The organism is Bradyrhizobium sp. CCBAU 53338, assembly GCF_015291665.1.
GTDB lineage: Bacteria > Pseudomonadota > Alphaproteobacteria > Rhizobiales > Xanthobacteraceae > Bradyrhizobium.
In genome coordinates this window covers 287,903-303,245 of record NZ_CP030049.1, presented here as the reverse complement: position 1 = coordinate 303,245, position 15,343 = coordinate 287,903, and the positions used below count along the sequence as shown (strand labels likewise).

Annotated in this window: 7 protein-coding genes and 5 pseudogenes; 7 read left to right on the top strand and 5 right to left on the bottom strand. The window is 58.6% G+C overall.

Going from position 1 to position 15,343, the window contains the following annotated elements; all coding sequences use genetic code 11:
* Positions 1–21: 21 nt before the first annotated feature.
* On the bottom strand, positions 22–1,410 hold the full coding sequence (locus tag XH90_RS35630) for a transposase (RefSeq protein ID WP_128929889.1): 1,389 nt from the start codon (positions 1,408–1,410) through the stop codon (positions 22–24).
* Between the two features lie 72 nt (positions 1,411–1,482).
* On the opposite strand from XH90_RS35630, the pseudogene XH90_RS35625 reads away from it, so the two are divergent.
* A pseudogene (locus XH90_RS35625) lies at positions 1,483–1,732 on the top strand (transposase); the annotation flags it as partial.
* A 312-nt stretch (positions 1,733–2,044) separates the two neighbouring features.
* Here XH90_RS35625 and XH90_RS35620 read toward each other — a convergent pair.
* A pseudogene (locus XH90_RS35620) lies at positions 2,045–3,261 on the bottom strand (IS110 family transposase).
* A gap of 252 nt (positions 3,262–3,513) precedes the next feature.
* On the opposite strand from XH90_RS35620, the pseudogene XH90_RS35615 reads away from it, so the two are divergent.
* The 3 genes and pseudogenes from XH90_RS35615 to XH90_RS39955 all read left to right on the top strand — a co-directional run.
* Positions 3,514–3,773, top strand: a pseudogene (locus tag XH90_RS35615) (transposase); the annotation flags it as partial.
* A gap of 2,635 nt (positions 3,774–6,408) precedes the next feature.
* The gene (locus tag XH90_RS35610; protein WP_128929890.1) at positions 6,409–7,215 is read left to right on the top strand and encodes a LuxR family transcriptional regulator; all 807 of its coding nucleotides are present in this window, start codon (positions 6,409–6,411) and stop codon (positions 7,213–7,215) included.
* Between the two features lie 1,614 nt (positions 7,216–8,829).
* Positions 8,830–9,133, top strand: a pseudogene (locus tag XH90_RS39955) (IS3 family transposase); the annotation flags it as partial.
* Here XH90_RS39955 and XH90_RS35605 read toward each other — a convergent pair.
* Positions 9,113–9,399 (bottom strand): annotated as a pseudogene (locus tag XH90_RS35605) (transposase domain-containing protein); the annotation flags it as partial. The pseudogenes XH90_RS39955 and XH90_RS35605 overlap by 21 nt on opposite strands.
* A 9-nt stretch (positions 9,400–9,408) precedes the next feature.
* Positions 9,409–10,539, bottom strand: a complete 1,131-nt coding sequence (nolL, locus tag XH90_RS35600; protein ID WP_128929892.1) for a nodulation factor fucose acetyltransferase NolL — start codon at positions 10,537–10,539, stop codon at positions 9,409–9,411.
* A 985-nt stretch (positions 10,540–11,524) separates the two neighbouring features.
* Between nolL and dctA the strand changes: the two genes are divergently transcribed.
* Positions 11,525–12,754 carry a C4-dicarboxylate transporter DctA gene (gene dctA, locus XH90_RS35595; RefSeq protein WP_206733223.1) on the top strand — a complete coding sequence of 410 codons (1,230 nt, stop codon included), beginning with the start codon at positions 11,525–11,527 and terminating at the stop codon, positions 12,752–12,754.
* An 839-nt stretch (positions 12,755–13,593) separates the two neighbouring features.
* On the top strand, positions 13,594–14,265 hold the full coding sequence (locus tag XH90_RS35590) for an FkbM family methyltransferase (RefSeq protein WP_128929894.1): 672 nt from the start codon (positions 13,594–13,596) through the stop codon (positions 14,263–14,265).
* A gap of 169 nt (positions 14,266–14,434) precedes the next feature.
* Here XH90_RS35590 and XH90_RS39950 read toward each other — a convergent pair whose 3' ends face one another.
* Positions 14,435–14,566 (bottom strand): transposase, encoded by a 132-nt coding sequence (locus XH90_RS39950; protein ID WP_237867166.1) that lies wholly within the window; start codon positions 14,564–14,566, stop codon positions 14,435–14,437.
* Positions 14,567–14,936: 370 nt separating this feature from the next.
* On the opposite strand from XH90_RS39950, the gene XH90_RS39260 reads away from it, so the two are divergent.
* Positions 14,937–15,245, top strand: coding sequence for an integrase core domain-containing protein (locus tag XH90_RS39260; RefSeq protein ID WP_128929896.1), 309 nt, complete (start codon positions 14,937–14,939; stop codon positions 15,243–15,245).
* Positions 15,246–15,343: the final 98 nt, after the last annotated feature.

Below are 15,343 nucleotides of genomic sequence, written 5' to 3'. Positions count from 1 at the left end.
CGCGATGCAGCGACCGGCCTATCATGGCCCTCGCGTCAAAGCCCGCGCTACGGCGCGATCTGAAGCCGCAAACGCATTTTGAGGGACAATCCAAGACAGAATAAGCGCAAGGAGAGCGGTTGCCAGCCGCTTGAGGTTGATGGCGGCGGCCGTCAGGTAGGCCTGGATCTTCATATTCGGTAGACCGCGCCGTACGGCGCGCGCCAGCCCATGCCAAGTTTTGGCTTCGCCGTGGAATCCCTCTGAGCGCCAGCGATGGCGTTGATAGAGATGTCGATCCTGCTTACTCCATCGCTCGCGACGGCGGCGGGCGCGCAGCAGTGCCGGATAATGGTCACCGACAACGACCGCTTTGTTAACCCGCCCTTTGGATAGGCAATCCCGCTTGAGCGGACACCGGGTGCAATCCTTCGCCTTCGCGTAAAAGAAACGGCCGTGCTTGATGGGCCGCGCGGGGCGCAAGATACGTCCTCGCGGGCACTTCAAGATGTCGTTCTTGGCATCGTACCGGAAGCGTCTGAGCGGTACGCGACTCTTGATTGGTTCGGCTTTAGCTGGGATGAGGGCATCAATGCCGCGCCGCTCGAGCGCGCCGTAGACTTTAGCGTAGGCATAGCCCGCATCGGCGGTGACGACCTTGATGTCGATGCCCGTAATCGCTTCGATCTCATCGACTTGCGGCTCGATCATCTCTCCTTCGTTCGTTTGTTCAGTCGTGACCGCGACATCCAGAATGACACCGACCTTGTCATCGACGGCAGTGTGCTGCTTGTAAGCGGGTTCCAGCCGCCGGTTTCGGGCATTCGTAGCCATTGTCGCATCGGGATCAGTCGTGCAGACCTTTTTGTACTTCCCGCTTTGCCGGCCCTTTCTCTCATCCTCGCTTTCATCTTCGCTTTGATTTTCGCTCAGCACATCCACCGCATGCTGCTCGGTGAGGCTATCCCAACTCACGTTGGCGCGGATTAGCGACGCATCGATGTGAACCACTTCGGCTGTTGCGATCTTGGCCTTCAGACAGGCCTGGACCGTGCGTTTAAAGATCCTACGGAATCGCTCTTCGCCCCAGCGCTGGCGGATGCGCGTCAGGCTGGAATGGTGCGGTAGCCGCTCATGCAGGCCATAACCAGCAAACCAGCGAATGGCGATGTTAACCTGAGCCTCTCGGATCAGCTTGCGATCGTGTACGATGCCGGTGAGCAGACCCGCGAGCATCAGGCGGACCGCGGCCTCCGGATCGACGCCCGGCCGACCGTCGTTCGCGCTATAGCGGTCGGAGACCTCTTCCCTTAGCCAAGATAGGTCGAGCACACGATCGACCCGTGCCAGCACGTGCTCATCTGGGACGAGCTGTCTGAGCGAGCCAGTGATGAAGAGCTCCAACTGATCCCGCTCCTTGCGCCCCAGCATCTCGTTTGCTCCGCCAATCGCGAATCGCCGACGAGAACGGAATCAGCCAATTGCAGCTTTTTCAACGACCCCCGCGTGCACTTCATGCGCAACGCGCTGGCGCATGCCGGCAAGAGCGGCCGGCGCGTCGTCTCCTCCTTCATCGCCACCGCCTTTGCCCAGGACCATGCCGAGGAGGCGCGGGCGCAATGGCGGCGCATCACCGACCAGCTCCGCCCCAAGCTCCCGAAGCTCGCCGCCTTCCTCGACGAGGCCGAAACCGACGTGCTCGCCTACATGAGCTTCCCAGCCGCGCATCGCGCCAAGCTGCACTCGACGGATGAGATGGACAAGCGATTTCTTCAGACCGAGACGACGACTGCGAAAATCGCTGTAAGTCCATTCTTTTGTTCGGTCGCGCGGGTCATTCTTCCGTCCCGGCCACCGATCACGCAGCCGCCGCGCGCAGGGGCGGTCAAGGCTGGCCGCATTTGCGGCTACCGCAAGGCTTGGCCATGATCCGCCCGAGCACGGCGGCTGCGTGGAACGGGACTGGCCCGGCTGGAAGTTGCCGTCAGCTGCGATTATGATTGTTGGGCGCGGGCGACCTCGTGGCGAAGCGTGACGCGTCGGCTGCAAGCGTCACCGGACTGCCCTATTTTGTCTTGCCGAACTGAGGCGCCCGCGCGCCGGTTTTTGGCCGCCGCGCTTTCCATTGCGACATGAACCGTTCGTAGCTTCGCTCCGCCTGGGCGGCAATCGACATCTCGCCATCGCGCAGCGCCTTGATGTTGCAGGTATAGGCTGGTCCACGCCGGTTGCCTTTCTGTTGCGGATGTCCGGCTTGAAGTTGCATCGCGCGGGTCTTATTGGCGACCATCGCTGGGCGGGCCCACAGGTAATCTTCGCCCCTTGTCAACAAATGCCAGCAGAGCACAGTGAGCTTCCGAGCCACGGCGACCGCGGCGATCTGGTGGCCACGCCGCGCACGGATGCGCACGAAAAACGCATGCAGTGGACCGGGCGCCTTGGCCGCTGCCCAGGCCGCCTCAACCAGTATGGCGCATGCGTGACTGCGGCCGATCTTGCTGATTCGACCGTGATGGGCGGCTCCCAGTCCCGACTGCCGCACCCTCGGGTTCAGCCCGAAATAGCTCACCAGCTTCTGCGGGCTGCTGAACCGGCTGATGTCGCCGATCGCCGCCACGATCCCGGTAGCGACTGTCACATTCACGCTGGTGATCGTCATCACTCTGTTGACCGCGGAATCGTCGATGGCGTCCTGCGCGATCTCGCGGTCGAGCAGGGCCAAGTCCTCCGCCAGCCGGTCGAGCTCACGAACGTGCCGATCGATCGCCGCGCGCTCATCGTCCGGAAACTGTTGAGCGGCCAGCCACGCCCGGCCGCGGGCATTGAAAAGATCGGCATGCGAGCACTTTGGGATCAGGTGCGCATTCAGGATCGAATGCACTTCGTTCTTGAGCCGCGTGCGATGCCGCACGACCTGGTAGCGCCGCGCCACCAGCCTGCGCTTGCGTTCGGTCTCCGCATCAGGCGTCCAGATCTGCGGCAGGGAGCCCGCCGCCTGCAGGCTGGCGAGTGTACCGGCGTCGATCTTGTCAGTCTTGACGTGCGCCTGAGCGATCGCCTTCACCTGCAACGGATTGGCGATAGTCACCCGCGCCACGAATGGCGTCAGCACCCGCGACACCGCCATGCTATTTCCAGTCGCCTCGATCACCACTTCGTCGGTCGACCGCAGACTCTTGCCCATCCTTCAAGGGCGGCCCGGGTCATGTCGACCCGGCCCGCATGTCGAAGGATGCCGTCTTTCCAGATTACCACCTCGCCGAAGGTTCGGTGAACATCGATACCAATCACGCGTCGCATCTGCGCGTCCTCCCTTCCGTTGATTATTGCGGGAGCGGCGGGCGACACGACAACTACGGACTCGCGCTCACGGCGCAACCGGGCAAGTCGCAGAGGCGGCCAGCTACTAACACGAGCTCTCGGCTCATCGTGTGTATCGGCCTGCCCGCACCTTCGTGCTCCCGGTGCCTCTGTCCCGATGGTCGCACCATACGCCACGATGTCGAACACCGCAGCGGAACGTTGGCACCGAGAACTCTCATACCGGTTACCAATCCGCTCGAACGGGTCAATGGCGAGATCAAGCGCCGCACCGAAGTGGTCGGCATCTTCCCCAATGAAGACGCCATCGACGCCTCGTCGGTGCGATCCTGCTCGACCAGAACGACGAGTGGGCGGTCCAGCGCGGCCGCTACATGACACTGGAAACCATCGCCCCGTTGGGCGATGATCCCGCCGTCAGCTTCCCGGCAATCGCCAGCGACCGATCCGGCCCATGCCGGCGAACGCGGTGACCCGCACTCAGCTACACCACGCCACGGAACACGATCTCGAATTGGTCGCAAATCATAAGAGTTTGTCGCTGATCTCGTAGCTGCAGAACTCCAAGGCCGGCCCCAATTAGACTCGAGCCAGGCTGAGTGTCAGCGCTTTTGGGTTGAGGCGCAAGGGAGAGCATCAATTTTGCCCCACGCATCGTCGCGCGGCTCTGGGCTCTTACATCATCACGCGCCCAATCGAGACCGTAACTCCACGTCCCACTGATTGGGCCGCACGAACGAGTACGGTCCATCAGGAACTTGCTGCGAGGTCCTCGAAGCAGCACAGTTCTTCGAGTAACAGAACGTAACAGCTACTCGTTGCACTACAAGCTTCTACTCTGTTGAAGCGAACCAGCGGACACTTCGCTTCTGATCGAGGCAATCAAAGGCAGCCGCGAGGATGAGCGACGGCATGCCACAATACCCATGCTCCTACCTAACACAACGGCAGACAGCGCTTCGAGATCGCCGAGAGAACAAGTCGATTCGGCTCCATCAACGAGCCCTCGTTTGAGACCCGACAAGCGGTCCTTTGGCACCCCTGCAAAGCGAGCTCGCGAACCAGCCCCTTGCGCGCGGATTAACGGCTCGATCATCCACCGCTAAACGCGCCATCTTCTCGCAGATCACAAGACGTTCGGCGTCACGGAGCATGGAGCGAACTGCGACCATGCAGCAAGGACACAGCGCTTTGCACGGCACGTGCCGCGAATCACAAATAGGTTGGCCTAAGGCCCACTCTCATCTGTTATCGTCTACGATCGTCGGGGCGGTCCGGCAGCAGCTGGTCGTGCCGAACCCGCCCCTAACATCACCACAAGGGAGGCGGGATGGTGATGCTTCTTTGTAGGCAGCAAGAGCCGTGCCTCGACTAACCAAGAGAGAAGAGGGGGACACGCTGAGAGGCGACAAGATGAACTCACTGCCCTGCATGCCGTCGCATAGAAGTAAGTTGCCAAATGAGCGTCGAGTTCTGGCCAAGACTAGATAAATTCCATGCGATGGACAGGCAGCCCGACCACGGAACGCTCTTCTGGCATTTCCTTCGAAGCGAGCCCACCGGCCATGACCACCGTTCCGCAACCATCCTTGTATTTCCCGGGGAGCGAGGCCAGCCGAGGTACGGTTGCGATGGCATTCGCGCAAGCGGTAGTCACCGCTGAGATCAGGAGCGAAACGAGCGGCCGAGGACGGTGGGCCGGCCGAGCCGGGTCCCTTTTCGTACAGAGGCGTTGGATAGCGCGCATGCGACGTTTTTTTGGGGGCACACCTCTGTGCTCCTCGTCTGAAACGAAACACCTCACCGCGCCAGCCGTGCTCGGCTGACTTGAATGAGCTAAAGCGAGAGCCCCTTGGGTCCCAACAACTGTTTGTTTTAGATCGCTCCATAACTAGCGTTGATCTCTCACAATTTGTCTTGGCTCAGCAGAGTGACTGACAAGACGCTTACCTCCCAATATTCCGCTAAAGCAAGGCCTCGCTAGACGGCGTAAATCGCCGCATCTGAGCACCGTATACGCTGGTGTTATTAGCCGCTTGACGGTGCCTTCGATACCGCTGAGAGCGGGCACCACGCTTAGCCCGGGCATGCGGCGGCCAAGAGATCTCACGATAGAACATTGCAGCGCGCCCGACTGTCATGCCCGAAGATCGGCGATCGTCTTTTGAGAACGGAACCCAAATCAACACACCTGATTCAAACGTGCCGCTTAGGTCAGGGTCTCTCGGCCAGAGCCGCTCCTAAGCGATAACGGATTTCCTCAGGAAGTTAGCGAGCTCTGGGCAACTGCGCTCGCGTGGCATCCGATCGATACCCCTTGGGCCATTTCGGCTGACCCATAGTCCCTGTTTCATTGTGATCGCCTGCTCGCGATCACAAGCGAAGACTTCCATCTTCAAGAACAGAAGTCACCGCTCTCGCCCATCAGCTGTGCATTACCCGCTAGTTCTATTGTGCTCCTAAGCACGCGCATCACCACGGCATTCTTAACAACAATCGTAACATGGCGCCTGCATGCAGCTGGTCGACCCAGCGGCACGCAACTTGCTCACCGAGCATAAAAGCGTTGGAGATCCACATGAGCAATGGCTTCGTAGCTTGTCCCCACTCAGACACCGAACAGCGGCGCATACGCAATAGGAACACCGCAAGAAAGCGCGTCAAACCCGGTCATAGAGTTGTGAATGCTCACGACAACCGCGCGACGCTGACCTCGCGATTACCTAAAAAGTTACGTCTTTGCGTTCATCCGAGCCTATGTGGACGCCGCACGCGCCTTAAACAAAGCAGGGCCTTTAGGCAGCACGTCGTTAGTTTTGCTCGCCGGCTTCCGCAGCGCCGGTCCGCCGGATACATCCCGCTCGTCCTGCACGAGTCGGAACAAGCGGCGCATCACACCGTAGGAGCGACGCCACCGCCCGCACCCAGTCTTATGCCAAAGCGCCAAGAAAGGCAGTCGCTACTACCGTCTCGGAGTGAGGACCTACAACCAAGCCCGCTGGTCCTCATCTCGGCGGCCACCGGGAGACGGATGACAGTCGATATCAGTCGGACCGCTCGTCTACCCCGCAATCAACTCCCCAAGCATGAACCCATCGCGTGGCAGCTATGAACTACGACTTGATCAATTGCGCAGCCAACACGCAGTCGCTTTCACCTCTGTTCCAAATGCTGGTAAGCAAAGCAGGAAAGCTGGGCTTCGGTTCAGTAGCATATGCGGCAGTAACATACGCCCCGCCCAAACGCCTTCGTGAAAGTCCTGCCCCCATGATCGCCTCGAACTTTCCATCCCACTGGAGTAAGCCCTACGCAGAACACGAATACGGCAATATAGACCCCGCAATTCATCGATCACGGCGTTTTTCACGCCCAATATGCTGGGAGGAGCTGTCTGCACGATGTCGATTGCTGCCAGAAGAGCAACGCGCACTGGATTTCTACAAAATAGCGGGCTTTAAGCGCGGCATAAGCGTTCCCCTTTTCGCAGCGCAGGGCCATGTATCCGTGGCGCTGTTTGCCTCCGAAAGCGATCGGGCTGATCCGAAAGGCTCCTTACTTCACCTCGCCGCACTGGCCTCTCAATTCCACATCGGTTATGGCCTTATCGCGCCCCTACCAGATGAGAACCGATATCTGAATGTTACTTTCACTCCACGTGAAAAAGAGATCCTCTTGCACGCGGCGGAAGGCAGGTCTTCCTGGCATATCGGCCGGCTCCTCCACATCAGCGGGAATTCAGTCGACTTCCACATGAAGAACATTATGCGAAAGATGGGTACAAGTACGCGCACTGTGGCAATCAGAGAAGCCTACCGCGCCGGCCTTATTCACTACGCTTCCCCAACGAACGAGGAGTGCCGCTTCTCAAAGGGACATACAGTGAAATCGAAGAACCGTACTTTGGCAAGGCAATGAAGCATGGCCGCTGCCGGGTGCCCACAAGTTCAGACGATCCCCTGAGCTTTTCTGGTCCTGATCCGACGGATGCCCGGCGCGCGAACTGCTCAGAGAATAATTCCGGTGCTACCGATCCAACGCTGCGCTTGGTCACGTCCGGCTAAGTGAGAACAACCATAGCTTGCACCCGAAGTGATGGATAGTTCGCTTACAATGCTCGACACTGCGCCGCCTAACTTGCGTGGGAGATCAACACGTTCGCTGCGCCCCGATTTCTCAGGCTCATGCCGCGCGGCAATTAGGGTGGAAGCTCCCCACCCAGATTGTCGCGCTATACAGGCTCACTTGCTTTCAAGCGAGAGGAACGGTTGATGCGACTGCGAACAGATACTCCCGATCCATCATGCGCTCGCAAGTCCCGACTGTTCGCGGATCAATCCTTGCTGATGATGCAAATGCGACGCTGGCACATTCAGGCGCTTCCCCCGGGGTGGCGATAAAAGATGCCGCCGAAGACATGCCGCTCTTCACGAATGAGGCTGGCACGGCCGCCGACTAGCGAATGCATCCCAGAAGTGCTTGTAAGCCTTGGCAAGACCGGTGCCTTCCTGATATTGTTCGCGTAAATAGGACACCGGAGCAAGTATGGCAAAACAGGTAAAAAAGAAGATTGCGCGACGCGAGTACAGTAGAGCGGACGTGAAGGAACTCCGCGCCCATTCAAGGGCCAAAACACCGGTCATTCAAATTGCAAAGCTTACAAAGCGTACCGTTGGGTCGCTGCGTCAGAAGGCGCGAAAACTTGGCTTGCCTCTCGGTCACCGGCGCTAATCAGGGTCCTAACTCGATGGCTCTCTATTATTATCCCTCTCGTAACCACGCCATTGATGATGGCATTAGCTAGTGATCCGCCCTTCAGGGGGCCTGCGCCCGAAGCAGCAGTCGTGGGCAACGACAAACCTTCGCTATCGGGCCAGTGCAATTCTCTCGTGTTCCATGTGGATTGGAACGTGCGGGGTCGTTCCCGTATTCCACAACATCTCGGTAAATTCGTCGCCCCCCGGGCAGGATGCTGCATCTCGTTCACCCTTGAAGGGAAGGGCGCAAATAGAGCTTGAGCCCCCCTAACCCGATTTGGCGGTTTCGCGATCGCATTTGATGTCTGTATCTCGTCTGGCTTGCCCAATCACAAGCGTCACATTATGCAACTCTCAAAGCATGGTGCCCCGCGGACCACACGAGCTCTGCGCCTGCCGTCACGACATCGCGTTTTGACGAGTTGAGTCTGGATTAGTGCGCTGCATCGCTCGGCTCTCACGAGCTTATCGTGGTGCGGTGATCCATTCATGTGTGTCTACCTTACAGCGATCAGGCGCGAGCATCTCCTGCAAATGGGACGCTATTTAACTTGCTCAGCCGCGAATTCGTCTCTCTTATCTTTCTGATATCCCCTGGAGCTCGCGTACGGTTTTCGATTTAATCCACCAGGTGTGTGCGGCTACCAAGTGGGTTTCAGATAGGTCGGGTAAGAGTGGATGATCGCGCTAGCTCCTGTCACCATGCGCACGGCTCTGCGGGGCTGGTTGAGCGATCCACGAGCCGAATAGCCGGCACTAGCCGAGCCGCGGCAGCGAGGGAGAGCCCCGGCAACTAACCGGATCTAGTGACTTTTATCGCGGGAAAGGCCCCCCGTCCGCCAGCGGCGGGCTCGCCACAAAGCCGTGGGACCGTGCCACGACCCTTGTCGAGGCGTGGCCCAACGCGAGCCGTCGCTGGACTTTGTGCAAGACAGGTTCTCCAGTGGATCTCAGGATGGCGCGTCGCCCGCGAACTGACGGCGATCGTCGAGCGACGCGACAAGCCAGGAATGATCGTGTCCAACCACGGCACAAGTGTAAGCGGCAGGGTGAGGCCGTCAGATGGCGTGGTTCCATGGCATAAGGGCGTGGATTTCGCTGCTCAGCCAGCCGTTGGCGATACGCTGAAGCGTGAGAGCAAGCCAGCGAGCGGATCGACGTTGTTCTTCTTCGCTGTCTGCAACAGTGTCGCGATGGTCGCCCAGGTTCGTCTGCCGCCGTCGCTGCCGGCAAACAGACTATTCTTTCTCGTAATTGTTTGTGGCCTGATGGCGCGCTCGACGATGTTGGAGTCGAGCTCGATGCGACCATCGGTCAGGAAGCGTTCGAAGATGGCACATCTGGCGTCACGACGCTAAACGCTTCTGTCCCAAACGGAGGCCACACGGCCAATAGCGATCCGAGTAGCGCTCCGGCGACACTCCCAGATCCTTCGAAGGCCGCGCACAATCCACTGAATCGCTGCGGCGATGACAACAATTCCCGCCCCTAGCGCCGCAGCGATTGCGATTCTAACTGATAGCTCGAAAGGTCTTTCAAACGAAATAAAGTCCATCAAGCGGAACACGGCGCCCTGGATCAGATAAAGGACCAGCGTACGCTGCCCAAGACCTACCGCAACGAAGAGAACCACGCGACTAGAACAGCCAAAGCGCCAGACCTGCAGCAACACTTCCATTGCAATTGCCGAGGCAGATGCAGAGCCAAGAAACATAAGCAACACTTGCTTTGTATCGTGAACCAGTACTAGGTTGTTGTAGGCGTAGGTTGTTTTGTTCCAGTTGAAATAGCACGCACAAGCCATTCCACTAAGCAAGACCATCAAGAGCGATTTGTATCGTGAGATTATGGCCGTCCGCCATTCCTTCGAATGAGCGAACACGACTCCAAGGCAAAAGAATGGGTAAGTGTATCGCGCCAATGGCACTATCGAAACTGTCAACGGAGTGAGGGCAACAAAGATCGCTGACGTGCCAATCACCCAGGCCGATACCCGGCCGCACAACGCGAAAAGACTCCTCATGACGAGGAATGAGGCAAATGTGGTCCAAATGAACCAATATGAGCCTACTAGCTCCTTCGCAAGGTCAAACAGTACATCACGCAGGCTTGTTGGCACTGACCCCGTAGCTAGCTTGAACGCCCCCAACTTGATTGCTTCGAGAAGCGTGCCGCAAAATAGCGCCGGCAGCAACAATTGCTTCACACGATCAGCGACGCTGCGCGACAGCGACTTGTAAACTAGCGCTCCGTGGGACAAATAGCCGCTTATCGCCATGAAGAGCGGCATGTGAAACATGTAGATGAACTTGAAGTAAGGCGAATGCCAATATTCGTTATTTCTACAAATAACGTATTGTATCAAATGTCCGATGATCACCAAGATGATGAGCATGCCTTTAGCAAAATCAAGGCTTAGGTCTCGCGGCGCTCCTTTGAGCGCCTGCGAACTACACTCGGTTGATTGTGCTGAGCAATGAAACATGATGCCTCGGCATGCGATTTACGACCCGCGGAGCGCCAGTTGGGCTGACCCGATCGGGCTCGAAGGCTTCCCGACCGATTGGTGCACCCTCCGACGAAACTGACGTAATCATTGCGACGAATGCGACAATTCCGCCGTTCCGTTCCTCGTCTTTGCTCATCTTTCCAGATTGGTACAATCGGTTGTATTGATGCGACACATCCAGATGGTGAATGATGTGAGACGATCGCCGCCCGGCCACCGTTACCAGAGCTCTTGCACAATTAGTCGTCTTGCTACCCGCAATCAATCGGCTGCGTTTACGCACCCCATGGTCTCCGCAATAATAAGGCTCTCCTTGAACAGTAACACTCGTGGCACGCAGTTTGCTCTTTTAGGGCAAAGCTCACGAGAATAGGGGAGGTCCGCATGCACACTTCGTCTGCATGATCCAGATGCCCGGGAATAACCAGATTCCTCATCCCGTTACTATCATGCGCCACGCAGCCTGATCGATCTCGAAGAAGAACGCAGTCTTCTCTAGCGAGGCGCCCTTAGACATTGGATGCAGGAACGTGAAATAGTGAAGTACCTGCGCTTACGCCCACAGACCCTCTTGGCGGAACGCTGCGACTGGGAGATGAAGGTCGTGATTTTGGATCACCTAGACTGGGAGCGTGTAAGGCAGCTATTGCCCGCTGACCGGTGGCGACGAGGCTGCGCAAAAACAGCTCAATCGCTGGCTCTTTTTGGTTTGATCCACGACAGCCTAAAAATACTCGAATGAACTCGGGATCGGCCTGAGGCGAAACCGCTTAAGCCGCCTTCCTGAGCACGCCCACATGCCCCAATAACATGCCGGCCACTATGCCTCACTGGCGCTGCCAACGCCAAAGCTCGTTCTGCACACTGGGAGCCGATCGCCAGGAAGGATGGAGACATGACCAAACCCATTGGAGGCGTCGGGCGCGCCGAGCAGCCGCGTGCCGGAGCCCGCTCACATAAAATGCTATATGTCCAGGTTTTGGCGGCAATTGCTCTCGGCGGCATCGTCGGCTGGCGCTGGCCGCACCTGGCCACTAATGACTGGATCAAGGCGCTGGGCGAGGGCTTCATCAAGTTGATCAAGATGGTGATCGCTCCGATCGTCTTCTGCACCGTCGTCTCCGGCATCGCCCATATCCATGATGCCAAGAAGGTCGGACGCATCGGCGTGAAGGCGTTGGTCTATTTCGAGGTCGTCTCCACCTTCGCGCTCATCATCGGCCTCATCATCGGCAATGTCGTGAGGCCGGGCGCGGGCTTCGGCAGTGCGGCGGCCAACGCGCAGGCGGTCGCCAACTACGCCAAGCAGGCCGAAGGCCAGAAGTCGGTCGACTTCATCCTGCACATCATTCCCGACACCGTGGTCGGCGCCTTCGCGCAAGGCGAGATCCTGCAAGTGCTGCTGTTCTCCGTCCTGTTCGGCTTCGCTATCCTGGGGCTCGGCGAACGCGGCCATTTGATCCGCAGCTTCATCGATGATGCCGCGCATGCGGTGTTCGGCGTGATCTCGATCGTAATGCGCGCGGCGCCGGTCGGCGCCTTCGGCGCGATGGCCTACACGATCGGCAAGTTCGGGACCGGCGCGATCCTCAATTTGATGGGCCTGATCGCGACCTTCTACGTCACTGCGGCCCTATTCGTGCTCCTGGTGCTCGGCATTATCGCGCGCCTTGCCGGCTTCTCGATCTTCAAGTTCCTCGCCTACATCAAGGACGAGCTGCTGATCGTGCTCGGCACCTCGTCCTCGGAGAGCGCGCTGCCGTCCTTGATGGAGAAGCTGGAACGTCTCGGCTGCTCAAAATCGGTGGTCGGCCTCGTGGTGCCCACGGGTTATTCGTTCAATCTCGACGGCACCAACATCTACATGACGCTAGCGACGCTCTTTATCTCGCAGGCGCTCGGCTACGATCTGACGTTCAGCCAGCAACTCACGATCCTGCTCGTGGCGATGCTGACCTCGAAGGGGGCCTCTGGCATCGCCGGTGCAGGCTTCATCACGCTGGCGGCGACGCTCGCGGTCGTAGATCCACGGCTCGTGCCGGGCATGGCCATCGTGCTGGGCATAGACAAGTTCATGAGCGAATGCCGCGCGTTGACCAACCTCTGTGGCAACGGCGTGGCCTGCGTGATCGTTGCCTCGTCCGAGGGCGAGCTCGACCGAGAGACCTTTAATGCGGCTCTGAGCTATTAGTTGCAGCCGTTATGGCCGTCATCTCGCACCCTGTCATGGCGCGGCGGCCTGCACGGTGCACAAGTTGGTATGAACATAGGTCTTGAAACCGAGCACCGGAGCCGTTCACTCGGCAGTATGTCAACGGCCATTGATGCCATCTTTGTAAGTGACGTGCCATCGTGGTGTCGCACATCAACTTAGAGAGGGCAGGGCATCGGGTCCCCACCTAAGTTTGAATGACCATAATCATCGCGAGTGCGGGTGGCCCCGTACGCCCGGCAGCACGCGGCCAGACCCCAGGCGCCACCATCGGACGGTGATTGCGCGTGTGTTGTATTTAAATGACCTTTTCGCTGGCCTCTGGAGGCCAACTATCCATTAGCCAAATATAGCCCATCATTGAAATCGATTGTACAGCCGAGGGTGGGCCGCGCAATAGTAAGCAGCAGCTCGGTGCGAGCTCGCAAATAGAGATCCCTCAATGAATATTAGGGCGCAGAACGCTACCGGAAACACGATTGTTGATACGCTCCTATTTGCCTACTGCTTGGCCAGATCTCACCGATTGTGGACGCTCTATCCAACCATAGGGTTGCCTGTCTCGCCTCCGATCGCGTGCTCTCGGGTAGCCGCACCGTTTCCTCGACCTCGCAATTTCCACTTGTGAACGCGGCTCTGAGCCAAAGGCTACTTACCCCGGTCAATGATCCGCCAGAGCCTCGCAACAGAGCTGCCATTGCCCTCTCAACGTTGTTACTCGTTACTCGACGAGTGCCCTTATTGAGCAACCCGCCAGCACCTCCCAGGCTCCTGGTTCCACCGGTTAACACACATCGCAACGAAAAGGATAAGGACAGATGCTAGAGTCGTTACCTACACTGGAAATACACCAGAAGATCGTTTCTCATCTTCGGGTCACATGCCCGGTTATCTTGGACATTGGATGCAATGATGGTAGCGACACACAGCGATTTCTTGAGCTGTGTCCAGACGCCAGCGTATACTGCTTTGAACCTGACCCTCGCGCAATAGCTCGCTTCAAGGAGAATAAGCGTCTGGCTCGACCCAACGTGGCGCTCATGCAGCTCGCCATCAGTGATCGAAACGGTACCATCGAGTTTCATCCGAGCAATGGGGACGGAGATGCGAGGGGGTGGGACTTATCGGGCTCCATACGTAGACCCAAAAATCACCTTTCAGAATATGATTGGGTTCGCTTTGATGACTCGATTCTGGTCGAGACCCAGCGACTGGATGACTGGAGCGGCGAAGCTGGTCTCAGCGGCCCTGTTGATCTAATCTGGATGGATGTTCAAGGAGCTGAGTCGGACGTAATCGCTGGCGGTCAGAAAACCCTGGGCAGAACACGGTTCATCTACACCGAGTATAGTGACCGCGAACTGTACGAAGGCCAGCTTTCACTGCGCTCCATCCTTGACCTCCTTCCCGCGTTCGAAGTGGTTACTCTGTATCCGCGAGAGATTGAGGGCGACGTTCTGCTTAGAAACAAGGTGCTCCGGTCTGTTTGAGGAAAGCCACGCTCGGCAGAGTGGATGACCGACATGCGCGGTTCGCGGGCTTGTTTGTACCGCAGCACTCCTATCGCGGGGCCGACGATGAAGTGGCAAGTTGCCGAAGCTTTGTTTGCATACCGCCTAGGGTGGCTCGTTGGCTATCCAAAGCGCGCCAGGATACGGCTCAGACAATTCCCAGCCCGGAGGCATGCATGGGCAGATCGCAGGTGGCGCATAGATCGATGCGTTCCCGTGGGAGATGCTCCGCCAGTGGCCGGCGGGCTGGCTTGCGGCGCTCGAACGATGGCACCGCCATCTTGTCCGCAGCCACCTGAGACCGGTCTGGACTGCCCAGCTTTTTCCTCCAGGCCAGCGAGCTGCAGCTCGAGCCAGTCCAGCAATGCGCCTCGCTCCGGAGGACTGTCCGAACTGCTCGTGCTGGAGCTTCTTGAGCGTGAGCTTCTCGATCTCTCGATCAGCTAGGTCCCCGCTTGCCTTCCGCCCCGCCGGCGAACCGGACTTACGTCCGCCGCGCAGGCTGTCTGCAGCGTCCGAACCGCTGATCGCGCAACCGATTTAACTCCATTGAGCGCGGCAACTCCAAGATGGTGGTCAACGACAACAGCGAGGCCGACAGCAATGGCATCATGTCGTGGGCTGATCAGAGCCGCCTAGCCTGGCACTAAATGGGGCCCGGCAAGCCTATGCAGAATGCGCATCGAAGACTTCAATGGCCAGCTGCGGGGCGAGCCGCTGTTTACGTCCCTGCCCAGGCCCGTGTCGTGCCTGGGTGCCGGCGGGCCGATTACAACGACGCGCGACCACACTCCCAGCTCGGATGGAAGACCCCGTTCGGGTTCGTCTTCACCTGCCGGGATCTGGCACTGCGCTATGCGAAGGCTCCGCGTCAGCTTGTCGCGCGGCGATCAGGATGGAAGGCAGCGTCAATCAAGGTGAGAGAGTTTCGCTGGGCTCGTGACGTAGGGAGGGCGTAGCCCGACCGGAGTTACGAGCCCAGCGTCGGCGCGATCCCGAGGAGGACCGCGCCGACTGGTGATCGCGGCCGGCGGGGTTATGCAAGTGGTTCTTCCGC